We start from the raw sequence: 15,211 nt of genomic DNA on the forward strand, positions 1-15,211 counted from the left end.
GTCCCCTCGCCCCGTTTACGGGGAGAGGGTTAGGGTGAGGGGCAGCCGCAGACGCTAAGCCGGCTCAATATTCCCGTTCGTAGACGACACCCGCTTCGCCGGCACCATTACCGCCGGCGGCACCCCGCAGCTTGACGCCGCGGCCGACGTCGAGGTTGATGATTGCCTTGGCGCCGGCTGCGCCGCCCTGCTGCAATTCGAAATAGGTGCGGTCGTTGAGATAACGGCCGACGCTGACGCTCGTCTGGCCCTTGGAATCGGTGCTGATATCGAGATCGTCGACGCCGAGCTGATTGCGCAGGCCTTCAAAAAGCGAGGTCGAGCGGTTGCCGGCCAGCTGGCTGACGGCGTCGGCGAGCTGGGCGATCTGCACCGGCGAGAGTTTGGACATCGACTGGCCGAAGATCAGCTGCGCCAGCACCTCGTCCTGCGGCAGCTGCGGCGAGGAGGAAAAGGTGATTGCCGGGTCGGTGGCAAGTCCGGCGACGTCGACGGTCAGCGTCGTCGAGCCGGAGGTCGAGGTCGCTTCCATATCGAGCGCCGGCGTCAGGTCGCCGGCGAATGTGATCCTGCTTTTGTCGGTGAAATCCAGACGGCGGTTGAGAATGGTCATGCGGCCGCGGCGCATGGTGAATCCGCCGGTTACGATCGGCGCTGCCGCCGTTCCGCGGATCGTCACCTTGCCGCCGAGCTCGGCATCGATGCCGCGGCCACGTGCGAAGATATGCGAAGGCGCGTCGATTTCGAGATCGAGGGTGATCGTGGAGGATTTCTCGGTGGGTTTCCGTTCGCCATCGTCGCGCAACTGGGCAAGCACCGCTCGCGGCGCATTCTTGTGGCGGATGTCGATTTCCCTGAGCGAGGTCGGCAATTTTTCCGGGACGGTGATCGAGGTCTTGTCCAGCCGAAGCTTGCCGCTCAACGTCGAATTCATGATCGGCCCGCGCAGGCCGAGCGTGCCGTTGACCGTGGAGACAACAAGCGTTCCATCGACATAGACCGCTTGGTCGAGTTTGATCGAAATATCGGCGGGAAAGCCGCCGGCCGGCTGGATGCCGATGGTGCCGCTTGCCGAAATCGTGCCGCCGCCGCCGAGGCTGCCGCTGAGGCGCGATATCACTGCCTGGCTGCCGTTGAAGGTGACCGTCGCCGCGAGATTGTTGACGGCGAGATTGCGCCGGACATCGACGAGCTTGGCGCCATTGGTCGAGACGGTGCCGTTGATGACAGGTGCCGCCGCGGTTCCGCCAACCTGCAAGTTGAGGGTGGCGACGCCGTCGGCGACGAGGCCCTGTTGCGCGAGTGGCGCGCCAAGCACGGCGAAGGGAAGATTGCCGTTGAAGCGCATATCGAGGGCGCGATTGCCGGTGATCACGACGCTGCCGCCGCCCTTCAGCGACATGCCGGCATCACCGACAAGACTGGTGTCGACCGTCAGCCTGTTTCCGGCAAGTTTGCCTGATGCGCCGATGGTGAACGGCGAAAGGCCGGCGCCTTTTGTCTGGCTGGTTGCGGCGTTCTTCCAGTCGACCTTGAAATCGACCGAGGGCGCCGATAGCGCGCCGGTGGCCTTTGCGGTTGCCGAGACCGCGCCTTCGGCTCCAAGGCCCGGAACAAAGCTGTTGGCGATCGCAGCCGGAACATTGGAGGCATTCACGGTGGCATCGACCGCGCGGATAGAGGTGCCGGCGAGCGAAAGATTACCGGCGGCTTTCAGCGCAACGCCGCCGCTGCCGCTGAGATTGGCATCGAAATCGAGCCGGTCACCGGCGTATTTTCCCGTCGCCGCCAGCGCCAGGCGGGAGAGGCCGGCAGCCTTGGTGTGGCTGGTGGCCGCATCCTTCCAGTCGAGCTTGAAATCGACGATCGGATTTTCAGGCGTTCCCGACGTGACGGCGTTAGCCGAAAGTGTGCCTTCGGCACCGAGGCCGGGAACGAAGGCATTGGCGATATTGGCCGGAAGTGCGGGAATATCGGCATTGATCGAAAGATCGCGGATGGCCGTTCCGGCGATGGTGACGCCGCCGGTGGCCTTGGCCAGCACCCCGTCCTTGCCGGCAAGGTTGGCATCGAAGTCGACCCTGTCATCGGCGTATTTTCCGGATGCCGCCGCGCTCAGGCCGGAAAGGCCGCTGTTTTTGGTCTGAGCGGTTGCGGCGTTCTTCCAGTCGAGCTTGAAATCGACGGCGGGTTTGGGCAGAGCGCCGGAGACGGATGCGGTTCCCGACACCGTGCCCTCGGCGGCAAGACCGGGGATGAAGCCGTTGGCGAGCGCTGCCGGCAGATTGGCGAGATCGGCCTTGACGTCAAGATTGCGGACCGAGGTGCCTGCCGTTGCAACATTGCCCTTGGCTTTTAGCGAGAGGCCGTCCTTGCCGCCGAGATCGGCATCGAAATCGAGCCGGTTGTCGGCGAAATGGCCGGAGGCGGCAAGCGCCAGTCCCGATAGATGAGCGCTTCTGGTGTGGCTGGTCGCGGCATCGGTCCAGGCGAGCTTGAAGTCGGCATTCGGTGCGGCGGGGGTCCCGGCGGCGGACAGGGTGCCCGATATCGTGCCGCCGGCCGCCAGGTCCGGAACGAAGGCATTTGCGAGACTGGCCGGAATCTTGGCGATCTCGGCATCGACCTTGATGTTTTCGACCGTCGTGCCGACGAGGGCGACATTACCGGTGCTCTTCAGCGAGAGGCCTTCGGCGCCACTGGCCGCGGCGTTGAAATCAAGCTTGTTATCGGCGAATTTTCCCGCTGCGGTCAGGCCGAGAGCGGCAAGGCCGGCACGCTTCGTGTGGCTGGTCGCGGCATCTTTCCAATCAAGGTCGAAATTGGCAGTGGGAGCGGCAAGCGAGCCTGCGGCCGAAACCGTTCCGGAGATCGCGCCTTCGGCGGCGAGGTCGGCGACGAAGCTGTTTGCGATGCCCGCCGGGATATTTTTAAGCGTTGCATCGACCTTGATGTTGTCGATCATCGTGCCTGTGACGGCGACATTGCCGTTCGCCGTCAGCGAGACGCTGTCGGCGCCCGCTATCGCTGTGTCGAAATCAAGCTTGTTGTCGGCGAATTTACCGGATGCCTTCACCGCGAGGTCCGCAAGGCCGGCACGCTTGGTGTGGCTCGTCCCAGCATCTTTCCAGCTAAGGTCGAAATTGGCGGTGGGAGCAGCAAGCGAGCCTGCCGCCGAAACCGTTCCGGAGATCGCGCCTTTGGCGGCAAGATCGGCGACGAAGCTGTTTGCGATGCCCGCCGGGATATTTTTGAGCGTTGCATCGACCTCGACGTTGCCGATCGTCGTGCCTGTGACGGCGACATTGCCGTTTGACTTCAGCGAGAGGCTGTCGGCGCCCGCTATCGCTGTGTCGAAATCAAGCTTGTTGTCGGCGAATTTACCGGATGCCTTCACCGCGAGGTCGCCAAGACCGGCACGCTTGGTGTGGCTCGTCCCAGCATCTTTCCAGCTAAGGTCGAAATTGGCGGTGGGAGCAGCAAGCGAGCCTGCCGCCGAAACCGTTCCGGAGATCGCGCCTTTGGCGGCAAGATCGGCGACGAAGCTGTTTGCGATGCCCGCCGGGATATTTTTGAGCGTTGCATCGACCTCGACGTTGCCGATCGTCGTGCCTGTGACGGCGACATTGCCGTTTGACTTCAGCGAGAGGCTGTCGGCGCCCGCAATCGCTGTGTCGAAATCAAGCTTGTTGTCGGCGAATTTACCGGATGCCTTCACCGCGAGGTCGCCAAGACCGGCGCGCTTGGTGTGGCTGGTCGCAGCATCTTTCCAATCGAGATCGAAATTGGCGGTCGGCGCGGACAGCGGTCCGGTCGCCGAGACCTTCCCGGTGATCACGCCTGCTGCGGCAAGATCAGGAACGAAACCATTGGCGATGCGGGCGGGCAGGTTGAGAATATCGGCGTCGATATTAAGCACCGGCGCCTTCGGGTCGGCGAGTGCAACATTGCCGGCGGCCTTAAGCGACAAGCCGTCACCGCTGCCGATCGTCGTGTCGAAATCGAGCTTATTGTCGGCGAATTTGCCGCCGGCGGTGATGCCGAGCGGCGCCAGCCCGGCTCCCTTGGTCTGGCCAGTCGTCGCATCCTTCCAGTCGAGCTTGAAGTCGGCGACGGGTGCGGCCGGCGTTCCGGTCACGGCAATCTTTCCGGAGATCGTGCCGCCGGCCGAAAGGTTCGGTACGAAACCGTTGGCGAGAGCGGCCGGCAGGTCGTGAATATCGGCATCGAGCTTCAGCGTCTCGCCTGCCGAACCGGTGACGCTTACCGAGCCGGTGCCTGTTTTCAGCGTCAGGCCGGTCAGGCTGGCGGTGCCGCCGGTGATTGCGACCTGCGTCGGTGCCGCAAGTTCGACCGGGATATTGCGGGGGCTTGCCGAAAAGCGGTCAAGGTTAAGGTCGATCGCCCCATCGGCCATCTCGATATTGCCGGCGGCCAGCACTGGGTTGCCGTCATAGGCGGCATTGAGATCGAAAACGGTCTGGTTCTGCTGCCTGGTAAAACCGAGCGCAAGGCCGGCAAGCCTGTTTGCTCCAGCATTCAGTTCCTCGGCCTTGACCGTGCCGTTTGCCGCAAAAGTGGAGAGATCGCTGACCGTGACATCGATATCCGGCTTGACGATCGCAAGCGTATCACGGCGGATCGAGGCGCCTGTTGCACGCAGCTTCAGCGCGATCTTGCCATTGTCGCTGGCGACGCCGAGCGATCCCTTGAGATCGCCTTCGGCCTTCTGCCCGCCGAGTGCCGCGAGCAGGCCGATATTGGGGAAGTCGAAGGTCAGGGCGCCGGTCGGCTGCAGGGCGGGCGAGAATTCTAGATTGGCGGTCAGCCGGTTGCCGCCAATATCGGCGGTCAGTGCCGGAATACGCATCCGGCCGTCCGCGGAGCTGATGTCGCCGTTGATGGCGATCGGCTGGCCGTCGATCGTGCCGGTGGCGGCAATTTTGCCCTGCGGCGCCTTGGGATCGGCAAGACCCGACAGGTCGATATTGAGGTTGCCCAGCGTCCGGTCGGCCATTTCAAGGCTGGGGGACTTGAGATTGGCCGTCACCGAGATGGCTGGCAGCTCGCCGCCCACTCTTACCGCATATCCGGCCCCGCCGTTGGCGCCGGTGATGAGTTTGCCGATGTCGGGCAGCCGGCCGGAAAGATCGGCATTCACCTTCGAGCCGTCGAGCGCGACATTGCCGGCGGCCTCAAGCGTGCCGGAGGTCACGACGAGGTTGGACAGCGCGAATTTCGACGGGATGGTGCCGGTCACTTGGCTTTCCAGCGAGATCGGCCCGTCGAACCTGCCCGAGACCGCAGCCGGCAAGGCTGCCGGGGCGATGGTAAGCTTGACGTTGCCGGTCAGCGCCTGGTCTGCCAACCGGTACGAGCCGTTGAGGCCGCCGATGATGTTGGCGCTTTCGAGGGTGGTGCCGTTGAAGCCGATGCTGCCGGGCGTTATCTGCAGGGGCGAGGCGATCGTGACCGGGCCCTGGACGGCACGATTGAGGTTCGGCTCCGCAAAGGTCATGTCGCCGGCAACGAGACGCAGCTGGACGCTGCCGGATCGGGCGGCGAGATTGAAGGAGTCGCTCTTTGCCGTCAGCTTGACATTGCCGATAACGGCTTGCGGCAGGGTCGCGGTATCGAGCGAGCCGCTGACATTCAGTCGGGCCGCCTGCGCATCGCCCGTCAGGGCCAGGTTGAGGCCTGAGATCAGGAAGCGTGCTTCGCCTTCGGCGAGCGGCCAGCGGAAATCGACCGGCCCCGATGTGCCGAGCAGATTGGCATTCAGGCTGTTGTTGCCGGCCGGATCGAGCGTGCCCGAGGCAGCGATGACGACGCTGCCGGTGGCGATATTGCCGGTCTGGATATCGATCTTGCCGTGGTCGTTGAAGGTGGTGGCAAGATCGATATTGGTCTGGCCGGCGAAAAGCGGCCGGAACGCAGCTGGAAGCAGCGAGCTCAGGTCGCCGCCGCCCTTGAGGTCGAGGTGGTGCAGTCCGTCCGCACTGATCTGATGCCGAGCCTCGATCGCGGCGCGCTGCTGTCCGTCGAGAGCGGCCTGCACTTTACCCCTCCAGTCGGATATCGGTCCCTGGCCGTCGAGATCGATGTTGACCGCGGGATTGTCGGGCAGGCCGAGAAAACCTGCCAGCAGTCCACCCTTCGGTTCGGCAAGCTGCGCTTTCAGCCGCAGCCGGTTTTCCGCTGGCGCATAGGCGATATCGGCGACCAGCCGTGCATCCAGGACGGCATGACGGCGGACATTGACAATCGCCTCGCCGCCATCGCGGTTTGCCGACAGGCTGCCTTCGGCAGCGAGCGCGAAGGCGCGTCCCGCAAACGGTTCGGCCAGTTTGATATCGGGCAGCGCGACGCGGTCTATATCAACCTTGATCGGAAGGCTGAAACCGCCGGCATTTTCCGCTGCGGGCCGCGAGGGCAGGGTGCGCACCGGCTTGCGCAGCACGTCGATCGCTTCGATCTCGAAGCGTTTGGCATGGAAGGTTCCGGTCAGAAGTGCCAGCGGGTTCCAGTCGATGGCGATGCCGTGAATTTCCGCAAAGACGCCCCTGGTATCGGAGACGGTGATCTCGGCGGCGCGAAGCCCGCCGGTCAAAAGACCTTGCGGCTCACGCACCGTAATCGTCATGTCGCGGTTGGACAGCGTCGAGGCGATCTTTTCGGTAACGATGCGGGCGCCAAAGGCGGTGAAGCCGAAGATCGCCAGTGCCAGGACGGCAAGAATCAAGATGGCGCCCACGCCGTAGGCGGTGAGCCGCAGGAACCAGTTGACGATTTTTGCCAGCATTTGCATTGGCGCGGACACTACCCCGTTTTCACGATGGTTCACAAATCGATATCGGCCCTTCTAGAAGGATTGGCCGATGCCGGCGTAGATTCCATAATCTGTGCCACCTTCGTACTTGTTCAGCGGCATGGCAAAATCAAGCCGCAGCGGGCCGAAAGGTGTGGCATATCGTATTCCGGCGCCGGCGCCGGCGCGGATATCGGAAAAACCAGGAAAGGTGCTGTCCGATACGGTGCCGACATCGATGAAGGGCACGATGCCGATCGTATCGGTGATCGCGATGCGGGCTTCCAGCGAACCGGTGACATAGGAGCGGCCGCCGGTGGGGTCGCCATTGTCGTTATAGGGCGAGATTTCCTGGTAGCTGTATCCGCGCACGGAGCCGCCGCCGCCGGCAAAGAAGCGCTGCGTGGCGGGAATATTCTCGATGCCGCCGCCGCCAATCAAGACGCCGGCGGCGACCTTGCCGGCCAGCACCACGCCATCCTCGGCGCCGAAGGGCAGATAGCCGGAGATCGAGCCCTGGAATGCCGCATAGGGCGTGGCGTTGAAGATCTCGTAACCGGGCTTTGCCGAAAATGTCGCGCGATAGCCTTCCGTCGGGTTGAACTTGTCGTCGCGGGCATCGCGGTCATATTGCAGCGGCAGGGTGAAGGTTAGATAGTCGTTGGTGCCGAAGGCATCGTCGTCGCGCTCCCAGCTGACCTCGCCGCTTGCCGAGACGGTGTCCCGGTCGGTCAGCTCGTAGGAGAGGCCGAGCGAGGCGGTGACGAGCGTCGCATTATAGGCATCCGGATTTTCGGTCTTGGCGACGATGCCGGCCTTCAGCGTGGCGGCGGGGAAGAAGGCGCCGGGCTTGGTAAACAAAATACCGGCGGAATAGTCGAGGCTGCCGACATCGGTGGTTTCACCGAGCCGCGACACCGATCCCTCGATGCGCAGCGTTTCGGCTTCGCCGAACAGGTTGCGGTGGCCCCAATAGCCTTGGACGCCGAAGCCGTCGGTGGTGGAATATTGGGCGCCGACGCCAAAATAGCGCTGCTTGCCTTCGGAAACCTCGATCGTCATCGGCAGCGTACCGTCCGGCGCCAGCGCATCGCCTTCGTGGATGGTGACGCTTGAGAAGACGCCGAGGGCGCGAAGCCGCTCGCCGGCCTTTTTCAGCGCCTCCGGGGAATAGGCTTCGCCCTTGTCGAGCCGGGAATAACGCTGGATGAACCCCGGCTTGACGGTTTTTTCGCCGGTGACGCCGACATCGCCGATCGGGGCGACCGGGCCGCCTTCGGCCGCAAGGACGATATCGACGGTGTCGCTCCTATGGTCGGCGACGACCTTGCGTTCGGTCAGCTTGGCGAAGGGCCGTCCCTCGCTCTTCAACTGCTCGACGATCTTGTCGCCGGCCTTGATGATGGCAAGCGAGCCGGCCTGGGCGCCCGGCGCCAGATCGTAATCGGCGGGATTGTGGTTTGCGGCATCGCCGCCGAACTGGACTTCCCTGACCTTGAAGATCGGGCCGGGCGTTATGTCGACGGTGACCGGGACCGGCCCGGACCGATCGAATGTCGGATTGGGCGGCAGGTCGTCGATATTCTTGCCGTCGATGGTGATCGTCACCACGCCGCCGTAACGGGCCTTTTCATAGAGAGCTGCGATCAACCGCTCACGGTCGTCGCGCGCCTTGACGACGACGCCGAGATCGCCGGAAACCGGCAGCTTCTGGTCACTGAGGAGGCGGGAGCTGTTTTGCAGCGCTTCTTTCAGGTCGGGATCGGCAGTGTCGGCTTTGAGATCGACGTTATAGCGCACCGGATCGGGCACCTGCTGAGCTTCGTCATCGTCCTTGCCGAAAATGGTGATGCCGAAAAGCTTGAAGGCGTAAGCGTCGCCGATCAGGACCGGTGAGAACGCAGCTGCTGCTGCGACCACCATCATGGTGCCTGTTCGCCGATACGCAGTACCTGTTTTCGGGCCTGTCCCTCTAGTCCGCATACGCTGCTTTTGGTTAGGTCTTCAATGAAGCTTCGTTGCCCAGCCGTGAACAGCTTAGCGGCAAAATCGCGCGGGGTGTACCATTTTAAATTGCCAGCGCGCTAATTTAGCACAAAAAATCCCGGAGGTGTGTCCGGGATTTCCTGAGTGTACCGGTTTGCCAGCGGTATCATCGCGGGCAGGTATCGATATAGCGGCGGCCGTAGCGGTCGCGATAGTAGCACTGGCCGGGCTGTTCGGCGACGCTGCCGATGAGGGCGCCGGACACACCGCCGATCGCGGCGCCAACGGCTGCGCCGCGGACGTTGCCGGTGACTGCGCCGCCGATGACCGCACCTGATGCAGCGCCGATGCCGGCGCCCTGTTGAGTCGGCGTACAGCTTGCGATCGACAGGCCGATCAATGCGAGTATGACAGCTTTTTTCATCTTTTCTCTCCGAGGTTGTTGCCCAGCGGGCGAAGGCCGTCCCTTTTTATTTTTCGTCAGACTAGAGCGAAAACTATGTCGGAAGAAAGGGTTGTCCACCGTTGCGTTGATTTTTTTGCTAGTCGGCTGTCGTCGTCCTATGCAGGGATCGCAAACCAGGCTGCGTTTCGCGGCATCAATTTCATTGATCGCGGCGTGCGGATTTTTTATCTGGAATCATTCAAAAAACTGGGCCTTTTGCCGCAGTTGATGTTAAAGCAAAGGGTAAGTATTGACGCGCGGACGTCCGGTCGGCAAGAACGGCCGCGCGATACTGGAGCAGATGATGGATTTCGAAGCGTTTTTCAAAAACGAGTTGGACGGGCTTCATGCCGAGGGCCGTTACCGCGTTTTTGCCGATCTCGAGCGTCACCGCGGCAATTTTCCGCGCGCAACGCGCCATACCGCCGATGGCGAAAAGGAAGTCACGGTCTGGTGCTCCAACGACTATCTCGGCATGGGCCAGAACCCGAAGGTGATCGAGGCGATGAAAAACGCCATCGACCACTGTGGCGCGGGTGCGGGAGGCACCCGGAATATTTCTGGCACCAACCACTACCACGTCATGCTCGAGCGTGAGCTTGCCGATCTGCACGCCAAGGAATCAGCGCTGATCTTCACCTCGGGCTATGTCTCCAACTGGGCAGCCCTCGGCACGCTCGGCGCCAGGATCCCAGGCCTGGTCATCTTCTCCGACGCGCTGAACCATGCCTCGATGATCGAAGGCATCCGTCATGCCAAGTGCGACAAGGTGATCTGGAAGCACAATGACGTCGCCGATCTCGAAGCCAAGCTCAAAGCCGCCGATCCGAAGGCGCCGAAGCTGATCGCCTTCGAGAGCGTCTATTCGATGGACGGCGATATCGCCCCGATCAAGGAAATCTGCGACCTCGCCGACAAATACGGCGCGATGACCTATCTCGACGAAGTGCATGCGGTGGGCATGTACGGCCCGCGCGGCGGCGGCATTGCCGAGCGCGAAGGGCTGATGGACCGGCTGACCGTCATCGAAGGCACGCTCGGCAAGGCCTTCGGGGTGATGGGCGGCTATATCGCCGCTTCGGCAGCGCTTTGCGATTTCATCCGTTCCTTCGCCTCCGGCTTCATCTTCACCACGGCGCTGCCGCCGGCGCTTGCCGCCGGCGCCGTCGCCTCGATCCAGCACCTGAAGGTCAGCCAGTTCGAGCGCGCCCGCCATCAGGACCGGGTGCGCAAGCTCCGGATGCTGCTCGATCAGAGCGGCATTCCGCATGTGCCCAATCCAAGCCATATCGTGCCGGTGCTGGTCGGCGATGCCGCCAAATGCAAGTGGATCTCCGATCTGCTGCTCGACAATTGCGGCGTCTATGTCCAGCCGATCAACTATCCCACCGTGCCGAAGAAGACCGAGCGGCTGCGCATCACGCCGACGCCGCTGCATTCCGATGCCGATATCGCCCATCTGGTCGAGGCGCTCCATTCGCTCTGGTCGCGCTGCGCGCTGGCCAGGCACGTCGCCTGATTTTTCGATGACCGCGCCATTCAGGACCTCCATCGGAGGTCCTGGCGGTGATCAGCCGTGCGCCTCTGCCGCCGGCCAATCTTCTTTGCCCTGACTCCGATCATCCGCTCGGCGCCGCCTCGATGCCGCCGATGCGCGTGGCTCCTTCCGCTGCATTTACGCCTTGCCGCCGACCGTCCTCCCGCTGACAACGCCTGAACTACATGAGAAAACCTTTTCTCACTTGACACAGCGGTTGGTAAAAGCTTTTCTCAAGCCACTTCAGAAGGAGGACAGTCTGAACATATCGGGAGGAAAAAGAGGCAGGATCACCATCCATGAGGTGGCGGCGGCTGCCGCGGTGAGCATATCGACCGCGTCGAAGGCGCTCAACGACACCGGCCGGATGGGCGCGGAAACGCGCGAGCGGGTGAAGCGCATCGCCGGCGAAATCGGATATCGGCCGAATGCGCTGGCGAGAGGTCTTCTCAGCAAGCGCAGCTTCACCATCGGGCTCTTGACCAACGACACTTACGGCCGTTTCACCCTGCCGGTGATGGCGGGTATCTCGGACGCGCTGGTCGACCATGGGGTTTCGGTCTTCCTCTGCGCCATCGAAGACGATCCGGCGCTCGCCCAGATCCATGTCGATGCGATGCTCGACAAGCAGGTCGACGGCATCATCGCCACGGGAAAGCGGCTGGACCGGCGCCTGCCCGTCGATCTGTCGAATTTGCATGTGCCTGTCGTCTACGCCTTCACCGAGGGGACGCAGAACAGCGTTACCTTCCGTTCGGACGACGAGCAGGGTGCGAGGCTGGCGGTGGAGTGGCTCGCCAAGATCGGACGGCGGCGGATTGCCCATATCACCGGGCCGGAGGATTTCTTCTCGGTGCGGGAACGCGCCGGCGCCTATCACGAGGTGGCAGGTCATCGCGAGCCGGTGCTTTACGGCGTCTGGTCGGAAAGCTGGGGCCATGAGGCGGTCGAGAAGCTTTGGAAGAGGCCGGGAGAAAAGCCCGACGCGCTGTTCTGCGGCAACGACCAGATCGCCCGCGGTGCCGCGGATGCCTTGCGCGAGCGCGGCGTCAAGGTGCCGCAGGATGTCTCGCTGATTGGCTTCGATAATTGGGAGATTGTCGCGGCCCAGACGCGGCCGCCGCTGACGACGGTGGATATGGAGTTGAAGGAGCTCGGGCGGCAGGCCGGATTGACGGTGCTGGCGCTTGCGGAAGGACGGCCCGTCGAGCCGGGAGTGAGGAAATTGCCGTGCCGGCTGATCGTCCGGCAGTCATGCGGGGGCAGAACCTCGGATGATCAAGGGAATGAGATCTAGGGAATGAGCAAAGGCGCAGGGAGATGCGCCATATCGGGAGGAGTGTCATGATCAAGCGTCTTTTGGCGGCCACCAGCATCGCTACCTTATGCCTGTTTTCGGCTGCGTCGGCGGCTGAAAATGTCGAAATGTGGGTTCGCTCGGGCATCGGCGACGCCTTCAAGAAGGTCGTCGAAGCCTATAATGCCGGCCATGAGAACAAGGTCGTGATGACCGAGGTGCCGTTCTCCGAGCTGGTGCAGAAATATGCAACGGCGATCGCCGGCGGACAGGCGCCCGACGCCTTGTCGATGGATCTGATCTATAACCCCGCCTTTGCCGCGGCCGGCCAGCTTGAGGATCTGACGGACTGGGCGAAATCGCTGCCCTATTTCAACTCGCTGTCGCCTTCGCATGTCCGTCTCGGCACCTATCAGGACAAGATTTACGGCCTGCCGCTGTCGGTGGAGACATCGGTCTTCGCCTGGAACAAGGATCTCTACAAGAAGGCCGGGCTCGACCCGGAAAAGGCACCGGCGAATTGGGACGAAATTACTGCCAATGCCGAGAAGATCCGGGCGCTGGGTGACGATACCTACGGCTTTTATTTCTCCGGCGGCGGCTGTGGCGGCTGCATGATCTTCACCTTCACGCCGCTCACCTGGGGTGCCGGCGCCGATATCCTGTCGGCCGACAGCAAAAAGGCGACGCTCGATACGCCTGAGATGCGCAAGGCCGTCGACATCTACCGCAACATGGTCAAGAAGGACCTGGTGCCGGCGGGTGCGGCCAGCGATACCGGCGCCAACTTCCTGACCTTCACCAATGGCAAGATCGGCCAGCAGAGCCTCGGCGCCTTTGCCATCGGCACGCTGGTGACCGAGCATCCCGACATCAATTTCGGCGTGACCCTCATTCCGGGCGTCGACGGCAAGCCGTCGTCCTTTGCCGGCGGCGATAATTTTGTCATCACCAAGGGCACGAAGAAGATCGACGCGGTGAAGGGCTTCCTCGAATATGTCTATTCGGAAGACGGCCAGAAGATCATGGCGAAATACGGCAGCCTGCCGACGCGCGGCGATATTGCCGACAAGGTGCTCGAAGGTCTCGATCCGCGCATGCAGGTCGGCCTCAAGGCGATCAGTGTCGCCAAGACGCCCTATACGCTGCAGTTCAACGACCTGATCAACAGCGCCAACGGCCCGTGGGCAAGCTTCACCAACGCTGCGATCTTCGGCGACGATGTCGACGGCGCGTTTTCGAGCGCCCAGTCGGAAATGCAATCGATCATCGATAGCGGCCAGTAACTCTCCCCCGGCCGCGGCCGGGGAGCGGTGGCAGCTTCCCGGCCAATCCCAACCGACAGATGCGGAGCGTTTCGATGACCGGTTCCGGCTCAGAGACCCTATTGCCTCGGCGCAGGCGACGGCGCCAATCGAACTGGCGCGGCCTTGCCTATATCGCGCCGGCCATGGCGCTGGTCATCGTCTTCTTCATCATGCCGGTTCTGTTCACCGGATGGATGAGCCTGCACAACTGGCCGCTGATGGGGGCGTCGCGCTGGATCGGCTTCAACAATTATTACCGCATGGTCAACGACACGCGCTTCGTGACGGCGCTGAATTTCACCGCCTATTACACGGTGATCGTCACCATCGCGATCTTCGCCGTCGCCTTTCCGCTCGCCATCTTCGTCGAGAAGGAACGGCAGTTCGTCAGCGCCTATCGCACCGTCATCTTTCTGCCCGTCGTCGTCGGCCTCGCCACCGCCTCGCTGCTCTGGGTCTGGCTTGCCAATGTCGATAGCGGCTTCATCGGCCCGGCCCTGAAGGCGCTCGGTCTTGTCGAAAAGAGCCCCAATCTGCTGGCGACTTTCGACACCGCCTTCCTGACTGTTGTGGTGATGGTCGTCTGGAAGATCGCCGGTTTCACCATGATCATTCTTCTCACCGGCCTGCAGGCCATTCCCTCCGAACTGACGGAGGCGGCCCGCATCGATGGCGCCGGCCGCTGGCAGCGTTTCCGGCATCTGACGCTGCCGCTGATGCGCAAGACGATCGCGCTGGCACTGATCGTCTCCGTCACCGGCTCGATCCTTGCCTTCGACCAGTTCTACATCATGACCTCGGGCGGGCCGCAGAACAAGATGATCTCGGTGGTCTACTACATCTTCAACCAGTCCTTCGTGTCGTTTAATCTCGGTTATGGCGCGGCACTGTCGATCGTGCTGCTCGCCATCCTGGTGGCGATCAGCATCGTGCAGCTCTGGCTGCTGCGGGTCGGGGAGGAGCGTCCATGAGCACCTCGAGGGAACGCCGTGCCCGCAAGGCCTTCCGCGTGAAATCGGCCTGTCATCTCACCGGCATCGCCATCTCGATCTTCTTCCTGGCGCCGTTTGCAATCACGCTGCTCGCCTCCTTCCGCCAGGGGACCGAAGCCAGCCTGCCGCCGCTGCCGCCATGGCCGACATCGGGCGTCAGCTTCGATGCCTATGCGCTGCTCGATACGTTCGGCGCCGGCATCTGGCGGCACATGATCAATTCGCTGTTCGTCTCGGTCGCCACCGTGGTGCTGACCGTCGGCGTCAGCCTGCTCGCCGGCTACGGCTTCTCGCGCTATCGCTTCCCGATGAAGAATGCGCTCTTCGTGCTGATTATCGCCACGCTGATGATCCCGTTCCAGTCGATCCTGACGCCGCTCTTCATCATCCTGGCAAAGCTCGGCCTCAACAATTCGCTCATCGGGCTGACGCTCGTCTATGTGACGCTGCAGCTGCCCTTCTCCGTCTTCATGATGCGCAACGCCTTCGATGCGGTGCCGAAGGAAATCGAGGAGGCCGCTCGCATCGACGGCGCCCGCGATCTCAGGCTTCTCGCCCGCGTTCTGCTGCCGCTGGTGCTGCCGGGCGTGGCGACGGTCGCGATCTTTGCCTTCCTCAATGCCTGGAACGAGTTTCTCGCCGCCCTGGTACTGCTCTCCAGCAATGAGAAATACACTCTGCCGGTGCTGATGACGGCGGTTCGCGCCGGTCGGCTCGGCGCCATCAACTGGGGAGCGGTGCAGGCCGGTGTTGTCGTCATGACGATCCCTTGCCTGATCGTCTTCCTGCTCCTGCAACGCTACTACATGCGCGGGCTGATGGCCGGCGCGGTGAAATAA

Annotated in this window: 8 protein-coding genes; 5 read left to right on the forward strand and 3 right to left on the reverse strand. The window is 62.6% G+C overall.

All coding sequences use genetic code 11. The features are described 5' to 3' along the window. Positions 1–64: 64 nt before the first annotated feature. From FHX03_RS23120 to FHX03_RS23130, 3 genes are all read right to left on the reverse strand, one after another. Positions 65–6,538 carry a translocation/assembly module TamB domain-containing protein gene (locus FHX03_RS23120; RefSeq protein ID WP_409565147.1) on the reverse strand — a complete coding sequence of 2,158 codons (6,474 nt, stop codon included), beginning with the start codon at positions 6,536–6,538 and terminating at the stop codon, positions 65–67. A gap of 324 nt (positions 6,539–6,862) precedes the next feature. After that, complete coding sequence (locus FHX03_RS23125) at positions 6,863–8,791, reverse strand: autotransporter assembly complex protein TamA (protein WP_183855611.1); 1,929 nt, start codon at positions 8,789–8,791, stop codon at positions 6,863–6,865. 169 nt (positions 8,792–8,960) lie between these two features. After that, a complete protein-coding gene (locus FHX03_RS23130; protein ID WP_003582726.1) occupies positions 8,961–9,218 on the reverse strand; it encodes a YMGG-like glycine zipper-containing protein in 258 nt (85 codons plus the stop codon). Positions 9,219–9,543: 325 nt separating this feature from the next. Between FHX03_RS23130 and hemA the strand changes: the two genes are divergently transcribed. From hemA to FHX03_RS23155, 5 genes are all read left to right on the forward strand, one after another. After that, a complete protein-coding gene (gene hemA / locus FHX03_RS23135; RefSeq protein ID WP_183855663.1) occupies positions 9,544–10,758 on the forward strand; it encodes a 5-aminolevulinate synthase in 1,215 nt (404 codons plus the stop codon). Positions 10,759–11,080: 322 nt separating this feature from the next. Further along, positions 11,081–12,073, forward strand: coding sequence for a LacI family DNA-binding transcriptional regulator (locus FHX03_RS23140; RefSeq protein ID WP_097629611.1), 993 nt, complete (start codon positions 11,081–11,083; stop codon positions 12,071–12,073). 47 nt (positions 12,074–12,120) lie between these two features. Continuing rightward, positions 12,121–13,359 carry an ABC transporter substrate-binding protein gene (locus FHX03_RS23145; RefSeq protein WP_097629612.1) on the forward strand — a complete coding sequence of 413 codons (1,239 nt, stop codon included), beginning with the start codon at positions 12,121–12,123 and terminating at the stop codon, positions 13,357–13,359. Between the two features lie 74 nt (positions 13,360–13,433). Further along, a complete protein-coding gene (locus FHX03_RS23150) occupies positions 13,434–14,351 on the forward strand; it encodes a carbohydrate ABC transporter permease (protein WP_071093237.1) in 918 nt (305 codons plus the stop codon). Then, on the forward strand, positions 14,348–15,211 hold the full coding sequence (locus tag FHX03_RS23155) for a carbohydrate ABC transporter permease (RefSeq protein ID WP_183855613.1): 864 nt from the start codon (positions 14,348–14,350) through the stop codon (positions 15,209–15,211). Before FHX03_RS23150 ends, FHX03_RS23155 begins: the two co-directional genes overlap by 4 nt.

This window comes from Rhizobium sp. BK456 (assembly GCF_014194045.1).
In the GTDB taxonomy this organism is placed as follows: Bacteria; Pseudomonadota; Alphaproteobacteria; order Rhizobiales; family Rhizobiaceae; genus Rhizobium; species Rhizobium redzepovicii.

Coding starts and splice junctions, on each gene's coding strand:
- FHX03_RS23150 (WP_071093237.1), top strand. CDS start 13,434: ATGACCGGTTCCGGCTCAGAGACCCTATTGCCTCGGCGCAGGCGACGG.
- FHX03_RS23130 (WP_003582726.1), bottom strand. CDS start 9,218: ATGAAAAAAGCTGTCATACTCGCATTGATCGGCCTGTCGATCGCAAGC.
- FHX03_RS23155 (WP_183855613.1), top strand. CDS start 14,348: ATGAGCACCTCGAGGGAACGCCGTGCCCGCAAGGCCTTCCGCGTGAAA.
- FHX03_RS23125 (WP_183855611.1), bottom strand. CDS start 8,791: ATGCGGACTAGAGGGACAGGCCCGAAAACAGGTACTGCGTATCGGCGA.
- hemA (WP_183855663.1), top strand. CDS start 9,544: ATGGATTTCGAAGCGTTTTTCAAAAACGAGTTGGACGGGCTTCATGCC.
- FHX03_RS23145 (WP_097629612.1), top strand. CDS start 12,121: ATGATCAAGCGTCTTTTGGCGGCCACCAGCATCGCTACCTTATGCCTG.